This window comes from Caballeronia eucalypticola (genome assembly GCF_047608185.1).
Taxonomy (GTDB): domain Bacteria; phylum Pseudomonadota; class Gammaproteobacteria; order Burkholderiales; family Burkholderiaceae; genus Caballeronia.
Genome location: NZ_JBLKRU010000007.1, coordinates 57,707 through 78,029, shown reverse-complemented (window position 1 = coordinate 78,029; position 20,323 = coordinate 57,707). Strand labels below are relative to the sequence as shown.

The window sequence follows — 20,323 nt, the reverse complement described above, 5'->3', positions numbered from 1 at the left end:
TTCTAATGCGACCGCGCGGAATACAGTGCCATTCAGCTAAGCAATTCGGGAATGGCATGACAACACAAACGCTCGGTTTTATCGGGCTCGGCGCGATGGGCGAAGCGATGGCGCTAAACCTTGCGAAAGCCGGTACGCCACTCGTGATCTGGAACCGTACGCTGGCGAAGACCAGGTCCTTGGTCGATGCCGGCGCGCAACTTGCGCACGATGCGGCTGAGGTGTTTGCGCGCGCCCCGACCGTCATCCTGATGCTGGTCGATGGCGCCGCTATTGACGCGGTCCTCGACCGTGGCGGCCCCAGCTTCGCATCTCGTGTACACGGCCGCACGATCGTCCACATGGGCACGACCTCCCCGGCGTATTCGCGTGGTTTGGAAGCCGAAATCCGCTCGGCTAGCGGGCGCTACGTCGAGGCGCCCGTCTCAGGATCGCGCAAGCCTGCCGAGGCGGGCCAGCTCGTTGCCATGCTGGCGGGCGATGCGGATGCCGTAGAAGCCGTCCGCCCGTTGCTCGCCCCGATGTGCCGCGAGACCATGGTGTGCGGGCCGGTTCCGAACGCCCTGCTGATGAAGTTATCGATCAATTTGTTCCTGATCGCACTCGTCACGGGGCTGGCCGAAGCCGTGCATTTCGCCCGGCGCAACGCGCTCGACCTCAGCCAGTTCCTGGCCGTGCTGAACGCCGGGCCCATGGCGAGTGATGTATCGCGTGTGAAGGCGCCGAAACTTATCGAGCGGGATTTTTCGGTGCAAGCGGCGATCTCCAACGTACTGGAAAACAACCGCTTGATTGCCGAGGCGGCGCGTGAAAACGGCATCGCCTCACCGCTGCTGGACGTCTGCCACGCGCTCTATGGCGAGGCACTTGGCCTTGGCCTGGGGGATGTGGACATGGCCGCTGTGCTCAAGGCAATTGAAGCGCGCAGCGGCCTCCAGCGATGATCGGATTTTTCCTGCTCAGCCTGCCGGTCTTTGGTGTCATTGGGGTAGGATGGGCGGCCACGCGCGCGCATCTTTTGGCCTCGGGTGCGCTCGATGCGCTCAACGTCTTCTCGTTTCGTTTTGCGCTTCCAGCGCTTGTTTTGCGGCTTATCGCGGGGCAGCCATTGCGACAATCGTTCAATCCCGGCTTCTATGCGGGATACCTTGCATCGGGTGTGGTCGTCTTTGTGCTGGTGCTGGGGGTGTCGCGTTTGATCGCTGCGTCGAGTGTTGCCGCGGCAGGGGCGCACGCGACTACGGCTACGGTGAGCAACCTGGGTTTTCTTGGGCCGCCATTGATGCTCGCTTTCTTTGGCGAGCGCGGAGCGGGTCCGTTGGCCATGGCGATATTGGCGGAGATCATGGTGCTTTTGTCTATCGGCGGCGTGCTGATGGGGGCGAATGGCGATGTCAGGCGCGGCATCGGTTCGCAGATTCTTAGAGGCACCGTGTTCAATCCGGTGGTTGGGGCCATTGTGTTGGGCGCTTTGCTGGCAAGCACGGGGCTCGCACTGCCCGGGCCCGTTGCACGCTTCCTGGCGTTTCTTGGTGGTGCTGCGGGTCCGACGGCGCTCTTTGCACTGGGCGGCGCGCTCGCTTTGCAGCGTCTTGATCGAGGTACCGCTGTTGCTGCATGTCTGATAAGTTTCGTGAAACTTGTTTTGTATCCGGTGTTGGCTTGGTTTGTTCTTAGCCGTGTGATGATGCTGGAATCGTTCTGGGTGCAGGCTGGCGTTCTGATTGCGTGCTTGCCGTCGGCGGGGAATATTTATGTGCTCGCACAGCGGTATGATGCCGATTCGAATCGGGTTTCTGCGTCGATTTTGCTGTCGACTTTTGTCAGTGTTGTGACGTTTCCGGGGGCTGCTTGGTTTGTTCTGCACTAAGAGGTTTTCGTTCGCACTTCGGGGGTAAGGTTGGATTGGTGGGATCTGCGTTAGCGGTCTGGTTCATTGCCGGGTTGCACGGGTTCTGCGTTAGCGGTCTGGTTCATCGCCGGGTTGCTGCTTTCCAGGTCTTAGCGGGTTTAGTGCTAGCTGATTTCTTTATCACTATTAGCCACTGTGCGTGGCGGCACGTCATTTCTTTGTCCAAAGCGACAAAGAAACGAAGCAAAGAAAACGCTTTCACCTCTCTAAAAATTAAGTGTCCACAGCGTGCAGTTTCTATTCATTGGTACCCCAAAAGCACGGTGCTCGCCAGAGCCACGGATGTGTGAACCCCTCCTTCTCGCGAATCCTGACAGTAAAACGCTTCGCCCCGTACGCTCTCGGGCAAGCGCCAGTGCCCCGCAAACCCGCACGGCCTCACGCGCTTTTATGGGTGCGGTTCTTCGCGGGTTAGCTGCTCGCTTTGCGCTGTCATTTCCGGGGTTCGGCTGTACGCATTCTGCAGCTCGTTTCTTGGTGGGTTGTAAAAATGGTTCGGCATGCATACAAATTTTTAGGTTGGTTTTACGCGGATAGCGCGGAGCGCTCCTTGGGCAGGTTCAGTCGTTAGTGCTTGCCCGAGAACGTACGGGGCGAAGCGTTTTACTGTCAGGATTCGCGAGAAGGAGGGTTTCACATATCCGTGGCTCTGGCGAGCACCGTGCTTTTGGGGCACCCATGAATCAAAACTGCACGCTGTGGACACTTAGGGTAGTGCTGTTAAAAGCGCTTTCTTTGCTTCGTTTCTTTGTCGCTTTGGACAAAGAAATGACGCGCCGCCACGCGCAGTGGCTAATAGTGATAAAGAAAACAGCAAGAATAAAACCCGCGAATACCTGGAAAGCAGCAACCCGGCAATGAACCAGACCGCTAACTCCAGAACCAGCCGAATGCAAACGACGACCGATCCGACCCAAATCACGATACATGCTGAAGACGGTTATGTCCTAAAAGGCCATCTATGGCGCCAAAACAACGACCCCGCCACAAACCCACCCCGCCCCGTGGTCATCATCAACCCGGCCACATCGGTCCGATGCAGCTACTACTCACGCTTCGCCGCATTCCTCCACACGAACGGCTTCGACGTCATCACCTACGATTATCGAGGCATCGGCGGCTCGCGCCCAGCATCACTTCGCAACTTGAACGCCGGATGGCTCGACTGGGGTCGCCTCGATTTCGAAGCGGTATTGCAGATGGCATCGCGCACGTTTCCTAACCAACCTGTACAGGTAGTAGCCCACAGCGTAGGCGGGGTCTTGGTGGGCATCGCTCCGTCGAATCACCTCGTCGATCGCGTCTTTACCATGGGCGCACAATTCGCCCATTGGCGCGACTACGCCAACCACAAACGATTCGGCATGCTGATCAAATGGCACGCCATCATGCCCTTGCTCACAGCGGCACTCGGCTATTTTCCCGGTGGCAGACTCGGCTGGATGGAAGACACACCGCGCGGCGTCGTGCGTGACTGGATCGCGCCGCAACCCAGGTTCGAAGATGCGTTCCAGCGCGGCCCACACGCCCTGACGGAGGCGGAACGCGCCAAACTGGTCGAGGGGTTCGCCGCTCTGCATGCACCAACGCTCGCGCTCAGCGTAACCGATGACGAATTTGGAACGGCATCGGCCATCGAACGTTTGCTTGCTTATTTCAAGAACAGCCCGAACACCCATCTGCGAATTCCGCCGGAAGCGATCGGGCATCGCGAGATCGGCCACTTCGCGTTTTTCCATAGCCGATTCGAAACATCGCTATGGCAAATCCCCCTCGAATGGCTCAAGGCTCACTCAGTGCGGGCCGACCTTCAAAGGTTTGTCGTAGGGAAATGACCGGCACGCAACCGCTTTCAAGCCGACGTCCGCTCCCACGCCAACTCCATGAACACCCGGCACAGCGCTTCCATTCCTTTGGCATCGTCCGCGTCGAAGCGAGCAACTGAAGGACTGTCCACATCCCATACGCCAACAAGACTTCCGTCCTTGGTGACCAACGGCACGACAATCTCGGATTGCGAAGCCGAATCGCACGCAATGTGTCCGGGAAACTCATGAACGTCCTGCACCACCTGCGTCAGCCGGGTTTGCGCGGCCGTGCCGCACACGCCCTTACCCAACGCGATGCGAACGCACGCCGGTTTGCCTTGAAATGGACCCACGACAAGTTCAGCGCCATCGAAGAAATAAAAGCCGCTCCAGTTCAGGTCGGGAAGCGAGTGATACACCAACGCCGAAAAGTTGGCGGCATTGGCAATGCGATCGGGTTCGTCACTGAGAAGCGAGCGCGCCTGAGCGATAAGCTCGTCGTATTGCCCCGCTTTTGAACCGGTGGATTGTTGAACGGTGAAGGACATGATGGCGATGTGTACGCCATGACCGGCAGATCATGGCTGTTGAAAATGAAAGTCGCTCGAACATAGCACAGGCCGCCAAATCCGGCTTACATGCACCTTCTATCTTGGCGCTTGCAACGTGACAGTCGTCATTGCCGGATCAGCAGCAATGGCTTCTTCAGTGAACGGGAAACGCAGCCATTGCTTGCCGGCGAAGCGCCGGGTTGCATCGCCGAAATGGGGCGAGGCGGGGTCATCGGATTCCGAATGCGCAAGCATGGTGTCCGCTTGCACGCCGCTCGCGTCAAACGACACCACCTGCAAGTAGCTCGCGCCGTGGCCGCTACGATCGACCGCGTAACCGTCTGCATCGACGGGATGCTGCGCGCACATCACCGTGAAATAACCCGCTTCATCGCAACCGCCAAAAAGCGGCACACGCGCACCATTCCGGTCCGCATGCAGCAGTTCGCCGCGCGTGGAATCAAGCGCAAAACCATAGCGCAGCATGGCTAGCACCGCGCCGCCGAGCGCCTGCTGAAGAGCAGGTTTAAGCGCGGGATTGGATGCGTCGAGCCCACGCGGCGTCGCAAGCGGCGCAGCCGGATCGAAGGGCACGCGGTAGAAATGGGCCAGCACGGGTCCGTTAAGGCGACGCCAGAATTCGTCCCAGAGATTAGCGCCTCGCGCATTGGTGTTGGCAGTACCGTCCCACTCACGAAGTACCTTGCACGCAGGCCCTAGATCAACCGTTTGCGGCTTGGCGCTTGGGACGCCTTTGGTGGTTGAAACCACCGAAACCACTGGAGCCGATTCATCAGCACAGACCGCGTCGAGAATAGGCTTGCGGAACAATTGTTCCGACATCGACCGGCTATCCAGCGCCGTCGTCTCCAGCGCAAGCCGCGTCACGCCGCCCTTCTGCGCCTGTAACTCGGCCGCGAGCATGTGGCCAAACCGCGTGCGCAACGATTGTTCGGTGCCGGTAATCCCGGCCACTTGCGGATAACCCGTTGTTGGTGCATTGGCGTTGGTCAGCCAGTAACTGCCGTTGAAGTTGCCCACATAATCGCCGCGCGCCATGCTCGCCATCTCGGAGAGCGGCAACGCCCCTGCTTGCACGCTCGATGCTTCCACGCGCCATTCACAGGCACTCTTCGAGCCATCGAGAAACGGGACGCCAGGCGCCTTTGCATCGAACGCACGGCCAAGCGGCGTCGTGCAAGCTGCCGCCAGCGAATCAGGCACATCTGGCACAGGGCCGAGATCGGCGAACCACACACGCGGGTCGTCACGGCCGATCGCCAGGGTATTCACCCAAGGCGTCGCAGCGAAGCGCTTCTGGATCGCGATGAAATCATCGAGGGAACGCGCTTGATCCCAAGCCAGGAAATTTTCGAAGGCGCGCGTGTTGTCGGTATTCACGTCGCGCAATGCAAACGCGTGTTGTGCATTCCATGCAAGCGCGGGCGACATTGACGACAGATCTACAAGCGGACCAAACCGCGAGCGATACAGTGTGCGCGTGATCGGTGTCAGGCTGCCGTCGGCGTTGCGAGTCTCGACCGTGACGGGCACGGCTGTCATCGGCTCGCTGACGCCATCGTAGAAATAGTGCGTGGGGTCGGCGGGATCGAGCGACAACTGGAAAATACCGAAGCGTCGCGCGCTCGACACGGTATGCGTCCACGCGATGTCGTTGTTAAAGCCGATCATCACGAGTGGCACGCCAAGGAACGACGCACCCGCTACGTTTAATTCGCCGGGGATGGTCAGCTGTGCTTCATAGAAACGATCAGGCCCGCGCCAGAACCAGTGCGGATTGCCGAAGAGAATGCTGCGGCCTTCCTGCGTGACCGGCGCGCCGAACGCAAGTGCATTACTGCCAATACCCCGGTGGCCGCCTATGTCGAGTTGCGAGGGCGCAAGATCGATGGCGCCTGTCTGCACGGCGTGCGCCGCTGCCGGTTTCACTGGCGGTTGCGCGCGAGCTATCTGCGGCAAAAACCGTACAGCGCCGCCCGCGAGATTAGCGGCTACGAGCCGCCTGATCATATCGTCGGACGTGATCTTTCCGACCCACGGCTTGCCTTTGCACGCCGCGTTCGCCCCGCCCGTGTTTCCCGCATCCAACTCGCCGACGTAGCGGTTGTAGCCCGCCACATACCCGTCGATCAAGTCGCGAATTGGCTCGGACTGGGCGGATCTGTATCGCTCGACAGCGCCGGCGTCATCGACGAAACGAAAGAAGAAATCGGCTTCCAGATTGCGCGGCTGACCGAAGGAAGCGGCCGTTGGCGGCCGCGCATCGGCACCGAAATTCGCCGAGCGCTCGCCGCGAAACGTGATGAAGCCATCTGCCAGCGTGCAGAGGTTGTCTTGCGCCTGCACGTAACCATAGCCATAACCAAGACTCGCCCAATTGTCGGCCTTGATATGCGGAATACCGTCTTGCGTACGGCGTATCTCGACGCTAAAGGGCGTTTCCGCACTCGCCAGGTTTCGGGGGGCGTGCACGCAGCCGCTCAACGTGACTGCGGCGAACACAAGCGCCGCCGCGAACCTGACAAATTGCTTCATGGGATTAAACCTTGAATCAATGGGCAAAACTGATGGGCGAACCGCCGTGAGGATGCGGGACCGTACCCATTGGAATACCATAAATTGCGCCCAGTGTCTCGGCGTGCATCAGCTCGGCGGGAGTGCCCGATGCAAGCAGCCGGCCGCCTTTGAGCGCCAGGAGATCGTCGCAGAAACGCGCGGCCATGTTGACGTCGTGCAGCACCACGACCACGCCAAGTCCGCGCTCGACGCTCAAGGTCCTCACCAGTTGCAGGACCTCGATCTGATGTGCAATGTCGAGCGCCGAAATGGGTTCATCGAGCAGCAGGCATTCACTGTCCTGCGCGACGAGCATGGCGATCCACACGCGCTGGCGCTCTCCACCAGAGAGGCTGTCTACCGTGCGATGCGCAAAGCGTTCGACATCGGTCAGCCGCAGGGCCTCTTCCACCTTCGCGCTATCTTGTGCGCTAAAGCGTCCGAGCGCGCCGTGCCACGGATATCGCCCCAATGCGACGAGTTCCCGCACCGTCATGCCGTCGGCGGCGGGCGGTTGTTGCGGCAGGTATGCGACCTTGCGGGCGAACGCGCGGCCTTCCCATTCTGCAAGCGGCTTGCCCGCGAATCGCAGCGTGCCGCTGCCCGGCGCTTGCTGTCGTGCGAGCAGCTTCAGCAGCGTGGATTTACCGGAACCGTTATGCCCGATGAGCCCGCATACGCGATGCTTGGGCAACTCCAGCGACAGCCGATGGAGCAGCACCCGCTCGCCAATACTGAACGAGACCTCATCGAGCGAATACATGGACTCTCGATCAGGTTCACGAGAGGACTCACGCTCTGCGTCCGGATCGATAAAGGCAGGATTGGCGTTCATGCGGGTTATGCCGATGCAACCGGCGACGACGCGCTCACATGAGCTTGCGGATGAATCGCGTTCGGATGATCGACGCGCAGGTCCGCGCCGCGCCCCAGTTCAACCACCTGACCGTAATCGAGCTTGATATAACGATCGGCAAGATGGTAATAACGGTCGTCGTGCGTAATGACCACGATGGTCTTGCCCTTGGCCTGAAGCTCCGGCAGCAACTGCTTGTAGAACACTTCCTTAAAGGTTGGGTCCTGGTCGGCAGCCCATTCATCGAAGACATAAAACGGCCGGTCTTCCAGATACGTGACCAGCAACGCAAGACGCTTGCGCTGACCTTGCGACAAGTCGGTCGTCGAAAATGCGCCGTCCTTGACCGTGACCTTGTGATCGAGTTGCAGATGTTCGAGCAGCGACTTCGCGTGCGCGTCGAGGCCTTCCACCTTCATGCCGAGCAGCGTGTCGAACAGGAAGAAATCATTGAAGACCACCGAAAAATGCTGTCGATAAATATCGCGGTGCGCTTCATCGACCGGCTTGCCGTTGAGCAGGATCTGCCCGCCTTCGGGCGCGTAAAGTCCCACCAGCATTTTCGCGAGCGTCGTCTTGCCGCTGCCGTTACCGCCGATCAGGTAGATCAGTTCGCCCGGCTTGAACGTCAGGTCGATAGGGCCCAGCGTAAAGACTTCGTTTTCTTTTTCGCGGAAGTATCGGTGAGTGACCTTGTCGAACACAATGCTGTCGAACGACTTGGCCGGCGCTTCGTGCAAGGTATCTTCGAGCGGCAAGTCGGCATTGACCTGTTCAATGCGCTCCAGTGCAACCTTCGCCGAACTGATGTTCGGGATGGCGGACAGCAAGCCTTCAATCGGCATGATCATGTACAGGAAGATCATGGCGTAGCCGGACATCACGTGGGTGCTCACCGGAAACATGCGCGCGAGTACGAACAGCGTAATACCGATAAACGCAAACAGGATGAAGCTGCCCCAGCTCGCGGCCGCCGAGTACAAGATGTACCCGCGCGTGCGCTGAACGCGTACTGCTTCCACGTTCGTTGCCAGCGTGTCCGTGACGAACGCATTCTTGCGCTCACGATGCAGCTTGAGTTCTTTGGCGCCATCGAAGAGCGCGCGGAAATGCTTGACGAGATCGTCTTCCTTGCGACGCGACCCGCGCAAATGAAACAGCGCTTTCGTGTTCGCAATATGAAAACCAAGCGAGCCGATGAAGATGGTCAAGACAGCGAAAAGCAGGATCTGCCACGACAAGTAGCCGAGATACGCGAGGCAACCCACGATCACCGCGCCGTGCATCGCGAGCGCGGGCAGGCTCAAGAACAGCACGACGATCGTATCCAGGTCCTGTGTCAGCACGGTGAGCGCCTTAGACGCGCCCTGCTTTTCCAGGTGCTGATATGACGCGTCGGCAATGCGCCGGATGGTTCGCATGCGCAGCGTTGCCTTGGCGCGCTGGCCGAGCTGCATGAACAGCGTTTGCGACAGCGTTCGTGTGCCGAGCACCACGACGCCCACAATCAGGAATTGCCAGCCGAGTTCGACGAGCTTCGTATTCGACGCCCCCAATGCCTGGTTGATCAGTGCGATGAGCGCCGCGTTGCCGAACCCGCTAACGAGGCTCGCCACCACCGCGACAGCCAGCACCCAGCGTGAATTGCGAACGAGATACAAGAACAGCGACATGAAACTCCTTGTGGGGCAACGAGGGAAAACGTCGATCTCGCGCGTGAAAATGGCCGGCCCGCGGACGATCCAGGCACGGCCCGACCGCGTCACAGAATAATTAATTCGGCAAGTGAAGTCAATTAAATGCGAATCATTTGCATTTGTTGAAATCCACTGATAACGCCGGCGTAAGGGTATTAGTTGAAAGCGAGCGTCATGACGCCGGAGTCATGACGCCGGCGTCATGAGCCCGCCGCATCACGTGGACTGCGCTTGAACATCGTGACAATCAGGTACATGCCGCCAAGCAGCGTCGCCATCACGCCCGCCGGCATCTCCTGCGGAAACAGGACCCAGCGGCCAAGCCAGTCGGATGCAACCATCAGCGCCGCACCGAGCAACGCCGAAATGAACAGCAGCGGCACAGCGCGACGGATACCGAGCATGCGTGTCATGTGCGGCGCCATGAGGCCGATAAATGACAGCGGTCCGATCACGAGCGTTGCCGCCGCCGTCAACAGCGCACTCAGCAGCAGCAGCGCAAAACGCGCGACGCTAATGTTGACGCCCAAGCCACGCGACACGGCCGCGCCCAAGGGCAGGATTTCAAGCCAGCGGCGGCAGAATGGCACTGTGCAAAGCGCGGCAAACGCGACCACCGCAACGACACCCGCCGCGCCAGCGCTGACGTTATACGTCGACCCGGCGAGCAGGTTGTAGAGGACGATCACGCGAGGGTCATCGCTGGCAACGGCAATGGTCGACACTGCCTGGAACACGGCGCTGATCGTCACACCGGCAAGGATCAGCGTGTCGGGTGCATAAGAGGATTTGCGTGCAAAGATCAACAGCGCGCCCAGCGTGATCACCGACCCGCACGCGCACCAGACAAGGAACGTCGGCAACCCGGGATTTGCTGTCAGGAAGAGCGCGCCGGTGAGTCCCATCGCGCCGCCTGCAGTGATGCCGAGCAGGTCGGGGCTTGCCATCGGATTACCGGTCATGCGCTGGACGATACCGCCTGCCAGCGCGAGCAGCACGCCCACGCCCATCGCTGCAATCACATGCAGCAAGCGCAGGAACAGCAACGCAGCGACCTCGTCCGGGCGACTGACATGCCAGCCTGCCAGACCCCGTCCCACGCACAGCGACAAGCCGATAGTCACGAGCAACACAACCACGCAGACGACCGCCGTCAAAGCGAACGCGCGCGATGACAACGGCTCCGACTGGATCGCGGGCGCATGGGTGAGGTCGGGCCGTCCGCGCAAGCGCCGCAACATGATCAGCAGCAACGGCGCGCCTAACAGCGTAGTGATCGCGCCGGTCGGAATTGTGGTTCCGAAACGTCCCGCGAATTCCTGCGCGATCTGATCCGCCAGCCACAAAAGCGCCGCGCCGAACAAAGGCGACCACAGCATCCGGTCACGCAGACGGCGCGCGCCGGCAAGACGCGCAAGCGTTGGTGCAGCCAGTCCGATAAAGCCGATGACGCCCACCGCGCTCACGACGAATGCCGTCACGAGCAAGGTCAGGAACAGCGCTGCGCCGCGCGTCAATCGCAACGACACGCCCAGGCTGCTGGCAACGGTGTCGCCCAGATCGAATACGGCCATGGGGCGCATGCACAGCATCAGCAACGCGACGCACGGCACGAGCCGCACGAGCAGTGCCAACGCGACGCTCCAGTCGTGCTGGCCAAGCGAGCCGCCGCCCCAGATCATCAGCGCGCTCAACAGGTCATAGTGCGAAATCGCGAGCGCGAAACTCAGCGCGCCGCAACACAGGTTGACGATCATGCCGCCGAGTATCAGCGCAAGCGGCGAGATGCCGCGTCGCGCGGCCAGCGCAAAAACAATCGCCAGTGCCACTGCGCCGCCGGCCAGCGCGACGCCGTCGCGGCCGGACACCAGCAAGAAGGGCGCGTAGACAGTCGCTATCGAGAGCCCCAGATAGGAGCCGGAGAAGATGCCGAGCGTCATCGGTTCGGCGAGCGGATTGCGCAGCACTTGCTGGGTTGCCACGCCAGCAAGTCCGAGCGCCGCGCCGCACAGCCACGCGACCGCGATGCGCGGCAGGTCGCCGTAATGCACAAGCAGTTGCCGCAGATCCGTCGGCGATGGAGCCACCAGCGCTTGCCACCACAACGACGCCGGCAAGCGCTCGTCCAGCCTGTGCAGCGACAACAAAACGGCGAGTACGATCACCAGGCAAACCGGCAGTAGCGGCCAGCGTGAGGGAACTACGGAGGCAGTCACAACGCTTTTCATGCGTGCTCCTGCGGGGCGCCGGCCTGCTCGAAGACATCGACGAGCACGCGTGCATAGAGCATCGCGGAAAGGACGCAGCCATCGGGAGGAACACGCGGCAAGCCCATCATGCGGCCCTCGTTCATGAACGGCATCGCATGCCATAAAGGGCTGGTTTTCATCATGTTCGAAACGGAAGACGCGAGCGGCTTCATGTAGAGCAAGGTCGCGTCGGGCACGCTGCCCAGCGCATCGAAGCCGGTGGTGGAGAAGGCGCCGGAATGGACCGCGTTGTGGAGTCCTAGCGTCGTCATCAATTCGCCGTAGAAGCTGTCCGGGCCGAACACACGCACATGCGACTCATCGATGAAATTCATCATGTAGAGCGGCTTTTTTCCCATCCTTGGCAACGCGGCGAGCGTCGTACGCGCGTGGGCGAGCGCCGTGTCCGCTTGCGTGAGAAGCGCTTGGGCGCGCGGCTCGCAGCCCAGCAACCTGGCAAGCTGGAGCGTCTCTGCACGTGCCGCGGAATAGGGCCTGTCACTCGACCGATATCGCCCGAGCGTGATGGTTGGCGCTACGCGTTCGAGCGCCGCTTTTAACGTTGCATGGGCCGGCGAGATAACGATCAGGTCAGGCTTCAATGCGAACAGCAATTCCATGTTCGGCTGGAACATCAGGCCGAGATCCACCACCGACGCAGGCACATCGCACGCCGTAAAATTTCGACGGAAGTCGCGGGTATTCGCGATCCCGACCGGCACCACGCCGATCGACAACACCATCTCCGTCAATCCCCAGTCGAGCACGACAATACGGTGCGGTGGCGACGCTGGAACATCGGCCGCCAGTACGACATCGGAGAGTGCGTTTGCGGCAAGCGCGCCGACGCCCAGCATCGCGGAAAGCATGGCGCGTCGGTTCATTGCATCAGGTCGGAAAGGATGGATTGCATGTCGTCGGCCAAGCGGTCTTGATCTTGGTCTTGTCCTGCCGCGCTCTCTCGTGCAGCCGACACAACACCAGCGAACGCCTCGAGTGTCGGAGCAGTAAAGAGCGCAGCGAGTTCGATCTCGACCGATAACTGCCGCGCAATTCGCCGCTGGACTTGAAGGCTGAAAATGGAGTCGCCGCCGAGTTCGAAGAAGTTGTCGCGACGGCCGATTCGATCAACCTGTTCTATTCCGAGCACGTCGGACCAGATCTGCGCGATGACCTTTTCCACCTCGCCTTGCGGGGGTTCGTAGCGCCCTGTGACGGCTAATTCGGGCGATGGCAACGCATGGCGATCCACCTTGCCATTGGGCGTCAGCGGCAAGGCATCTAGCAGGACTATTGCCCCGGGCACCATGTAGTCCGGCAGGACGTGACGCAATGCCGTTTGCAACGTTGACCCATCAATCACCGCACCCGTCTGCGCGCTCACATATGCAACGAGACGCGCACTGCCGGCAGTGTTGGTAAGCGTCGCTACCGCATCCCGCACGCCGGGTAATGCAAGCAGCGCCGTCTCGATCTCGCCCAGTTCAATACGGAAACCGCGCAGCTTCACTTGATGATCAATGCGCCCGAGGTATTCAAGTTCACCCGCACTGTTCCAACGCACCAAGTCGCCGGTCCGGTACAAGCGGCCGCCCTTACCTTCATCGAAGGGATCAGGTACAAAGCGCTCCGCCGTCAGCGCTGCTCGATTTAGATATCCACGTGCCAGTCCCGCGCCGCCCACGTACAGTTCGCCCGCCACGCCCTGCGGCACGAGACTCGACCCGGTATCCAACACGTAAGCTGTGCGCTTGCCGACAGGGACGCCGATCGGTGCATACGCGCTATCGAATTCCGACGCGCTATCCGCGCTCCACACCGTCGATGTAATCACCGTTTCCGACGGTCCATACGCATTGAAAATCCGCTCCGGACGCAAGTGTTTCTTTACAGCTTCGAAGCCGCTTCGCGACCAGCCTTCTCCACCCACGATGCACGTCTTGACCGATATCGTTTCGGGCTCGGTCTCCTGAGCGAAGGCATTGATATAGGCAGGCGGCAAATCCAGTATCGATATCTTCTGAGCCTTGATCTCAGCCGCGAGACGCTGTGACGACCAGACGGTATCGTCGCGCAACACAATCGCCGCGCCGCTAAGCAAGGGTGCTAGCCACTGTTCGGCGGCCGCGTCGAAACTGATGGACGCGAAATGGAGTTGCCGGTCCTCCGGAGTGATGCCGTAGCGAAAGGCGACCGCCTGACAATGCATCGACAACGCGTCGTGCGCCACTGCCACGCCCTTGGGCTTGCCGGTTGATCCCGAAGTAAAGATCACATACGCCAGGTTGCCGCCAGCGAGTTTCACGGCCGGATTGCTTGCCGGTTCCGCCGAATCATCCAGCGTGTCCAGATCCAGGCGCGTCAGCCCGCCGTTTGCTGGCAGCCGCTCGCGCAAATGCGACTGCGTAATAAGCAGCGTAATGCCACTGTCCTCGATCATATGAGCGAGACGTTCGACGGGATACGCCGGGTCCAGCGGTACGTAGGCACCCCCAGCTTTGAGCACAGCCAGCAGGCCCACGATCATCTCAACCGAACGCGCCACGGCAAACCCGACACGCGCCTCCCGTCCAACTCCTTCCCGCATTAATCGATGCGCAAGGCGGTTTGCCCGTGCGTCCAGCTCGCTATAACTCAAGCTGAGATTGCCGGCCACGAGCGCGAGTGCATCGGGTTGCTGCTGTGCGCGTGCTTCGATTAGCGTATGGACGGGTTGTTCCGTATCTGCTGATAAAGGCAATGCGTCGGGATGACCCAACGTTATCAGCGCTCGCCGCTGCGCGTTATCGAGCAAATCGAATTCTGCAAGCGGCCGGTCCGATGCGCCCAAGAATGCATTCAACAACCCGCCCGTTTGCTGCGCAATGCCTGCTATATCCCGATCCGAAAACGCGTCGTATGCAAACCGGAAGTCCAGCTTCAACGTGCCGGCGAGCATCACGCCCAGGGTCAGCGGGTAGCTGGTTTCATCGCAGGCACGTACATTGTCGATCGTCAGGCCACCGGGCGATGCCTCTTTCAACGCGGTATCGACGGGATAGTTTTCGAATACCACGACCGTATCGAACAAACCCTGGTTTGCCGCCCCCGCCCAGCGCTGTATCTCAACCAGCGGCGTGTGCGCATGTTCTTGCGCCGTCATGCCTTGCTGCTGCAACTCGCGCAACCAGTCGCCCAGGCGCTTGCCGGCACGCGGTTCGGCAATCACCGGCAGCGTGTTGATGAAGAGCCCAAGCAGCTGCGATGCACCGGCCAGACCCGCAGGGCGGCCAGCCAGCGTTGCACCGAAGATGACCGTGGGCTGGTTGGTGTAACGGTGCAAGAGCAATGCCCACGCGGCCTGAACCAGCGTGTTTACCGTGACCCGTTCCTGACGCGCAAACGCGACGAGGCGCTCGGCCGACACCGGGTTCAGGTCAAACGTGTGTTGGCCGTAACCGTCGGCTACTTCAATGCCGGTCCGCTCGTAACGGCTAGCGACCGCACTCGCCAATCGTGTTGGTTCCTCCATGCGCTTTGCTTGCTCGCGCCAGTGCGCGGTGCTCGCCTGCGCATCGTGTTTCTGCAACCAGCCGATATAGTCGCGATACCGTCCGCCATGCGCAGGCAAGCCCTGTCCACCGTAATGGCGCAACACCTCGCCGAGCAACTGCGCGACGCTCCAGCCGTCCATCAATACATGATGGTGCGTCCAGATGAAGTGATAGCGATCGGTGTCCACACGGACAAGTGTCAGCCTTTGCAAAGGCGCTTGCGTGACGTTGAAACCTTGCTTGAGATCGGACGAAGCCAGATCGTGGAGAGCGGCGGTGAGGTCGTGGCGACCACGCAGATCGTGCGTTGTCAGCGGCAGTTCCACCGCTCGCGCGACCCACTGCAGCCAGCCCTCCCCTTGTGCCACAAAGCCTGTTCGCAGGACGTCATGTCGAGCCGTTACCGCAGCCCATGCGGCACTGAAACGGCCAGCGTCCAACCCATGGATCTCTGCCCGCAACTGATTCATATACACGCTGCTGCCGGGCGCATACAACGTATGGAACAACATGCCCGACTGCATGGGCGACAACGGATAAATATCCGCGACGTTCTTCAACGTCAGCGGCAATTCATCAAGCTCGTTCTGCGTCAGATCAATTAGTTCGAAGTCCGAAGGCGTGGCGCCCGTGTTGCCGCTCGTGCAGTGCTCGATCACGCGTTCGAGTTCCACGCGGATCATATCTATCAGCCCTTCAACCGTACTCGTCCGATAACGCTCCGCGCTATAGCCGATGCTCAATGTCAGCGCGCCGTCCAGCACCTTGCCACTGACGGAGAGGTCATGCGGAAGCGGTGCGCCTTCGTCTTGCGAACGCCCCGCCGATTCAGGCGCAGGTTGCCATGCCGACGTTGCATCGAAGCTCTGGTCGAACTGACCGAGATAATTGAACACCACCCGCGATGGTTCGATGCTGCACAACGCACGCCGATCCGCTTCGTCACCGAGATACTTGAGCATGCCGAATCCAAGACCCCGGTCCGGTACCCCGCGCAGTGCTTCCTTGACACGCCCAAGCGCCGCGCCCACATCGCCCTGAGGATCGAGGGAGACCGGATACAGGCTCGTGAACCAGCCGACCGTGCGGCTCAGGTCTACATCGCCGAAAATAGTTTCGCGGCCGTGTCCTTCAAGGTCGATGCGAATTCGCTCAGATCCACTCCAGTTGCATAGAGCGCGGCCCAGCGCGGTCAGCAGCAGGTCGTTGACGTGCGTGCGATATGCCGCAGGCGCTTCCTGAAGCAGCCGTTGCGTCCAGAGGCGGTCGAGGCTGAACGAGGCGTGACACAGATGCGCTGCGGTGTTTGCGCCGTTCGGGGAGTCGCACGGCAAAGCAGCGGACGTGCGTGCCGTCTCAAGCCAGTGATCGACTTGGCCACGCAACTCGGAACTCTTTGCGTGGTGTGCCAAACGTCTCGCCCACTCAACGCTTGACGTTGTCTTCGGCGGCAATTTTACGGCTTCATCGGCCTGCAATTGCGCATACGCCGTTCGCAAATCCGCGAGCAGAATGCGCCACGACACGCCGTCCACCGCCAGATGGTGTACTACAAGCAAGAGCCGCCAGCTGCCGTCGCCGGTTTGTATTGCGAGCGCCCTCAGCAGCGGTCCTTGGTTGAGGTCGAGGCTGCGTTGCGCTTCATTGCATAGCTTTACGATGTCAGCCGGCGTAGCCGCCTCGCGTATCCATAACAAGTCAAATGTCAGTTCATTCGTACCCAGAGACCATCCGCCGTCGGCATCTTGCGTCAGACGCAGTCGCAACGCGTCGTGGTGCTGCACCAGCGCATGCAACGCGCGCTCCAGCAACGCAGTGTCCAACGCCTCGCGGCTCGTCAGCAGCACCGCCTGATTCCAGTAATGCCTATGCTCCACCGGCAGATCGAGGAACCAGGCCTGCATTGGTAAAAAGGCCTTGCTTGTGTCATGCATGACCGCATCGGCGGCGACAGCGGTTGCAACAACCGGCTCGGCGACAGCAGCAAGCTGCATCACGGTCTGGCGCTCGAACAAGTGCCGCGGGGTTACCTTCCATCCTGCCAGCCTCACGCGCTCCACAATCAGCAGGCTCAGGATCGAATCGCCGCCTAGCTCGAAGAAGTTGTCGTCGCGGCCAACACGTTCAACGCCCAATACTTCCTGCCAGATCCGCGCGAGCACGGGCTCAATGTCACCTTGCGGCGCTTCCCAAACTCGTTCCGTCTGAGCAGGCAACGGCAGCGCACGGCGATCCACCTTGCCATTCGGCGACAACGGCAGCCGGTCGAGTTCGACCCACGCGGATGGCACCATATGTTCCGGCAGCACGTCATGCAGGCGCGCAATCAGCAGGTCACGCTGCAATGCGTGACCTGCACGCGCCGTCACATACGCAACCAGCCGCTTGCCGGCCGGGCAATCCTGCGCCATGACTACTGCTTCATCGACACCCGGCAAAGTCTGCAACACCGCCTCGATCTCACCCAACTCGATGCGAAAGCCGCGGATCTTGACCTGATGGTCGAGCCGTCCAAGATAGTCGAGCGCGCCATCCTCACGCCAGCGCGCAAGGTCGCCCGTCCGATACAGACGCCCACCCTCGTTGAATGGATCGGGCATGAAACGCTCGGCCGTCAGCCCCGGCCGGTTGAGATATCCACGCGCGAGTCCCGCGCCGCCCAAATAGAGTTCACCCGCAACGCCCACAGGCAAACGATTCATCGATTGATCGAGCACGTGGGTACTGACGTTCGCAATCGGCCGGCCTATCGGCACGACCGGATCGCCTGCGTGACACGTCCAGTGCGTGACGTCGATAGCCGCTTCAGTCGGGCCGTACAGGTTATGCAATTGAGCATGCGAAAGACGGTGCAGCGCGCGATCCTGCAGCGTTGCCGGCAGCGCTTCACCGCTGCAGATGATCTGGCGCAGGCTCTCGCAAACGTCACTGTCACTATCGAGTGAAGCAATGAAGGCTTGCAACATCGGCGGCACGAAGTGCAGCGTGGTCACATTGAAGCGATCGATCAATTCGACCAGTCTTGCAGGGTCCCGATGATCCCCCGGCCCCGCTAATGCCAGACGCGCGCCGACCATGAGCGGCCAGAAGAACTCCCAGACCGATACATCGAAGCTGAACGGGGTCTTTTGCAGAACGGTATCGGTGGCGTCGAGCGGGTACGCGACCTGCATCCATGCCAGCCGGTTGAACAACGCACCGTGGCGGTTGGCCGCGCCCTTCGGACGTCCTGTCGAACCGGACGTATAGATCACGTAGGCGAGGTTGTCCGCGTGAATCTGAACATTGGGACAATGCAGCGGCTCATCCGATGTATTCAGCACATCGAGTTCGAGCACCGTGCAAGCATCGTCCGGGGGCAAATGCCGGCTCAAGCGTTCGCGCACGGCGCGCTGCGTGAGCAGCAATTGCACGCCGCTGTCGCCGATCATGTAGGCCAGCCGCTCCGACGGATACTCGGGATCGAGTGGAACGTAAGCGCCGCCTGCCTTCAGGATGGCCAGCAAGCCGACCACCATCTCCGCCGAACGCTCCAGACCTATACCGACTTTCACTTCCGGTCCCACGCCAAGCTTCACCAGCCGATGCGCAAGCTGATTGGCGCGCTCATCGAGTTCGCGGTAAGTCAGTAGGTCATCGTTGAACAAGAGCGCTGGCGCATCCGGTGTCGTTGCTGCATGGCCTTCGAATAAACGATGCACAGGCGCCGCAACGCCAAACTCCGCGGCGCATGTGCTCCACTTCGAGAGACGAGCGAGTTCGTCTTCATCGATAAACGCGATCTCCGACACCGGCCGGTCAGGATCCTGGCACAAGCCGGCCAGCATTGCTTCATAGTGTCGACCAAGCCGGGCGATGGTTTCAGCGCGATACAACGCGCCGTCGTAGCGCGCCGTGCAGTTGATCGCATCGGCGCTCACGCGAATATCCATGCTGAGGTCGAATTTAGCCGCCTGACTTTCCGTATCGACGATATCGACCTCAAGGCCCGCCAGTCGCAATTTTCCAGCAGCGGCCGCGCCCTGCACGTTGAACAGCGTCTGGAAAAGCGGATGTCGATCGGCTTCTCGTTTCACGCTTAATGCGTCGACTATTGCCGCCAATGTAACGCTGCCATGATCGAGCGCGGCACGGGTGTCGTTGCGGACCACTTGCAGCAGCGAGCGTCCGGTCATGGCCGGTTGAACACGTGCTCGATACACCTGCGTATCGACAAAAAGACCGATCAGGTCCTCGGTTTCCTCAACTGTTCGTCCGCTGGTTGGCACGCCAATAAAGAAATCATCACTGCCGGCATGGCGCGACAGCAATAACTGCCACGCAGCCATCAGCACGGTAAACGGCGTGCAACGCTCGGTTTTGCAGCGGGAGCGCAGCGCGTTTGCCGTTGCGTTAGTCAGGGTAAATGCATGCGTTCGCGCTGGATGGTCCTGCCCGGGCGCTCTCGCGAAATCGAAGGGTAGTTCGAAACTTGCATCAGGCGAGCCGATGTAATCGGCCCACCACGCAATGTCAGCACGCGCTTTTTCGCTCGCCAGCATGTCACGTTGGAACGCGGAAAAATCGGCGTACTGCCATGTCAAATCCGGCAGTTCACGAATCGTTTTGTCATGCACGATCCTGCCATACGCGTGAGCGAGTTCACGCGCGAAGATCGCCGTCGATGTTCCATCGGAGACGAGATGATGAGCCACGACGGACAGCACATTCCAGCGCGCGGACATCACGAAAACGCGCAAGCGGATCGCGCCTTCCGTGCCCAGATCGAACGGTTGCCGGGCCTCGTGAGCAAGCGCTTCCGCCAGCCTCAAGTCGCGTGCATCACTATCAAGCGAGGAAAGATCGGTCACAGGCAACGGCACATTCGCCGGTGCATCCACGATCTGAAAAGGCTGGCCGTCGTGTTCCACAAAACGCGTACGCAATACTGCTTGCCTGCCACGAACGACATTCAGCGCCTGTTCAAGCGCGCTGATATCAGCCTGTCCGCGCAAGTGAAAAGCGCGCGCCAGATGGTAGGCAGTGGACAGCGGCGCGAGCCGCTGCATGAACCACAATCCCTCCTGCTGCGGAGACAGCGGCAAGGACGCCGTTAAATTTTTCGTCGAAAAAGACCGCATCGGCGCCCTGCCTCCTGTTG

Annotated in this window: 11 protein-coding genes; 4 read left to right on the top strand and 7 right to left on the bottom strand. The window is 60.5% G+C overall.

Annotated features, from left to right (window positions below; translation table 11 throughout):
* Positions 1 to 5 precede the first annotated feature (5 nt).
* The 4 genes from ACMX25_RS10700 (at position 6) to ACMX25_RS10685 (ending at position 3,747) form a co-directional block, all read left to right on the top strand.
* Positions 6 to 944: an NAD(P)-dependent oxidoreductase gene (locus tag ACMX25_RS10700; RefSeq protein ID WP_414949751.1), complete on the top strand. Its 939-nt coding sequence runs from the start codon at positions 6 to 8 to the stop codon at positions 942 to 944.
* Positions 941 to 1,870, top strand: a complete 930-nt coding sequence (locus tag ACMX25_RS10695) for an AEC family transporter (protein WP_414949749.1) — start codon at positions 941 to 943, stop codon at positions 1,868 to 1,870. The genes ACMX25_RS10700 and ACMX25_RS10695 overlap by 4 nt, the downstream gene beginning before the upstream one ends.
* A gap of 720 nt (positions 1,871 to 2,590) precedes the next feature.
* On the top strand, positions 2,591 to 2,773 hold the full coding sequence (locus ACMX25_RS10690; protein WP_414949747.1) for a hypothetical protein: 183 nt from the start codon (positions 2,591 to 2,593) through the stop codon (positions 2,771 to 2,773).
* Between the two features lie 29 nt (positions 2,774 to 2,802).
* A complete protein-coding gene (locus tag ACMX25_RS10685) occupies positions 2,803 to 3,747 on the top strand; it encodes an alpha/beta hydrolase family protein (RefSeq protein WP_414949746.1) in 945 nt (314 codons plus the stop codon).
* 17 nt (positions 3,748 to 3,764) lie between these two features.
* Here ACMX25_RS10685 and ACMX25_RS10680 read toward each other — a convergent pair whose 3' ends face one another.
* The 7 genes from ACMX25_RS10680 to ACMX25_RS10650 form a co-directional block, all read right to left on the bottom strand.
* Complete coding sequence (locus ACMX25_RS10680) at positions 3,765 to 4,268, bottom strand: GAF domain-containing protein (protein WP_414949745.1); 504 nt, start codon at positions 4,266 to 4,268, stop codon at positions 3,765 to 3,767.
* A 99-nt stretch (positions 4,269 to 4,367) separates the two neighbouring features.
* Positions 4,368 to 6,827, bottom strand: coding sequence for a penicillin acylase family protein (locus tag ACMX25_RS10675; protein ID WP_414949744.1), 2,460 nt, complete (start codon positions 6,825 to 6,827; stop codon positions 4,368 to 4,370).
* A gap of 16 nt (positions 6,828 to 6,843) precedes the next feature.
* Positions 6,844 to 7,683, bottom strand: coding sequence for an ATP-binding cassette domain-containing protein (locus ACMX25_RS10670; RefSeq protein WP_414949742.1), 840 nt, complete (start codon positions 7,681 to 7,683; stop codon positions 6,844 to 6,846).
* Positions 7,684 to 7,688: 5 nt separating this feature from the next.
* Positions 7,689 to 9,377, bottom strand: coding sequence for a cyclic peptide export ABC transporter (locus ACMX25_RS10665; protein ID WP_414949741.1), 1,689 nt, complete (start codon positions 9,375 to 9,377; stop codon positions 7,689 to 7,691).
* A 224-nt stretch (positions 9,378 to 9,601) separates the two neighbouring features.
* Positions 9,602 to 11,629 carry a Fe(3+)-hydroxamate ABC transporter permease FhuB gene (gene fhuB / locus ACMX25_RS10660; RefSeq protein WP_414949740.1) on the bottom strand — a complete coding sequence of 676 codons (2,028 nt, stop codon included), beginning with the start codon at positions 11,627 to 11,629 and terminating at the stop codon, positions 9,602 to 9,604.
* Positions 11,626 to 12,534, bottom strand: a complete 909-nt coding sequence (locus tag ACMX25_RS10655; RefSeq protein WP_414949739.1) for an ABC transporter substrate-binding protein — start codon at positions 12,532 to 12,534, stop codon at positions 11,626 to 11,628. The genes fhuB and ACMX25_RS10655 overlap by 4 nt, the downstream gene beginning before the upstream one ends.
* A complete protein-coding gene (locus ACMX25_RS10650; protein WP_414949738.1) occupies positions 12,531 to 20,303 on the bottom strand; it encodes an amino acid adenylation domain-containing protein in 7,773 nt (2,590 codons plus the stop codon). The genes ACMX25_RS10655 and ACMX25_RS10650 overlap by 4 nt, the downstream gene beginning before the upstream one ends.
* Positions 20,304 to 20,323 lie beyond the last annotated feature (20 nt).

What these genes read in the sequence shown, in the direction of transcription:
- ACMX25_RS10670 (WP_414949742.1), bottom strand. Translation starts at nt 7,683, where the DNA reads ATGAACGCCAATCCTGCCTTTATCGATCCGGACGCAGAGCGTGAGTCC.
- ACMX25_RS10650 (WP_414949738.1), bottom strand. Translation starts at nt 20,303, where the DNA reads ATGCGGTCTTTTTCGACGAAAAATTTAACGGCGTCCTTGCCGCTGTCT.
- ACMX25_RS10685 (WP_414949746.1), top strand. Translation starts at nt 2,803, where the DNA reads ATGCAAACGACGACCGATCCGACCCAAATCACGATACATGCTGAAGAC.
- fhuB (WP_414949740.1), bottom strand. Translation starts at nt 11,629, where the DNA reads ATGAAAAGCGTTGTGACTGCCTCCGTAGTTCCCTCACGCTGGCCGCTA.
- ACMX25_RS10680 (WP_414949745.1), bottom strand. Translation starts at nt 4,268, where the DNA reads ATGTCCTTCACCGTTCAACAATCCACCGGTTCAAAAGCGGGGCAATAC.
- ACMX25_RS10665 (WP_414949741.1), bottom strand. Translation starts at nt 9,377, where the DNA reads ATGTCGCTGTTCTTGTATCTCGTTCGCAATTCACGCTGGGTGCTGGCT.
- ACMX25_RS10655 (WP_414949739.1), bottom strand. Translation starts at nt 12,534, where the DNA reads ATGAACCGACGCGCCATGCTTTCCGCGATGCTGGGCGTCGGCGCGCTT.
- ACMX25_RS10700 (WP_414949751.1), top strand. Translation starts at nt 6, where the DNA reads ATGCGACCGCGCGGAATACAGTGCCATTCAGCTAAGCAATTCGGGAAT.
- ACMX25_RS10695 (WP_414949749.1), top strand. Translation starts at nt 941, where the DNA reads ATGATCGGATTTTTCCTGCTCAGCCTGCCGGTCTTTGGTGTCATTGGG.
- ACMX25_RS10675 (WP_414949744.1), bottom strand. Translation starts at nt 6,827, where the DNA reads ATGAAGCAATTTGTCAGGTTCGCGGCGGCGCTTGTGTTCGCCGCAGTC.
- ACMX25_RS10690 (WP_414949747.1), top strand. Translation starts at nt 2,591, where the DNA reads ATGAATCAAAACTGCACGCTGTGGACACTTAGGGTAGTGCTGTTAAAA.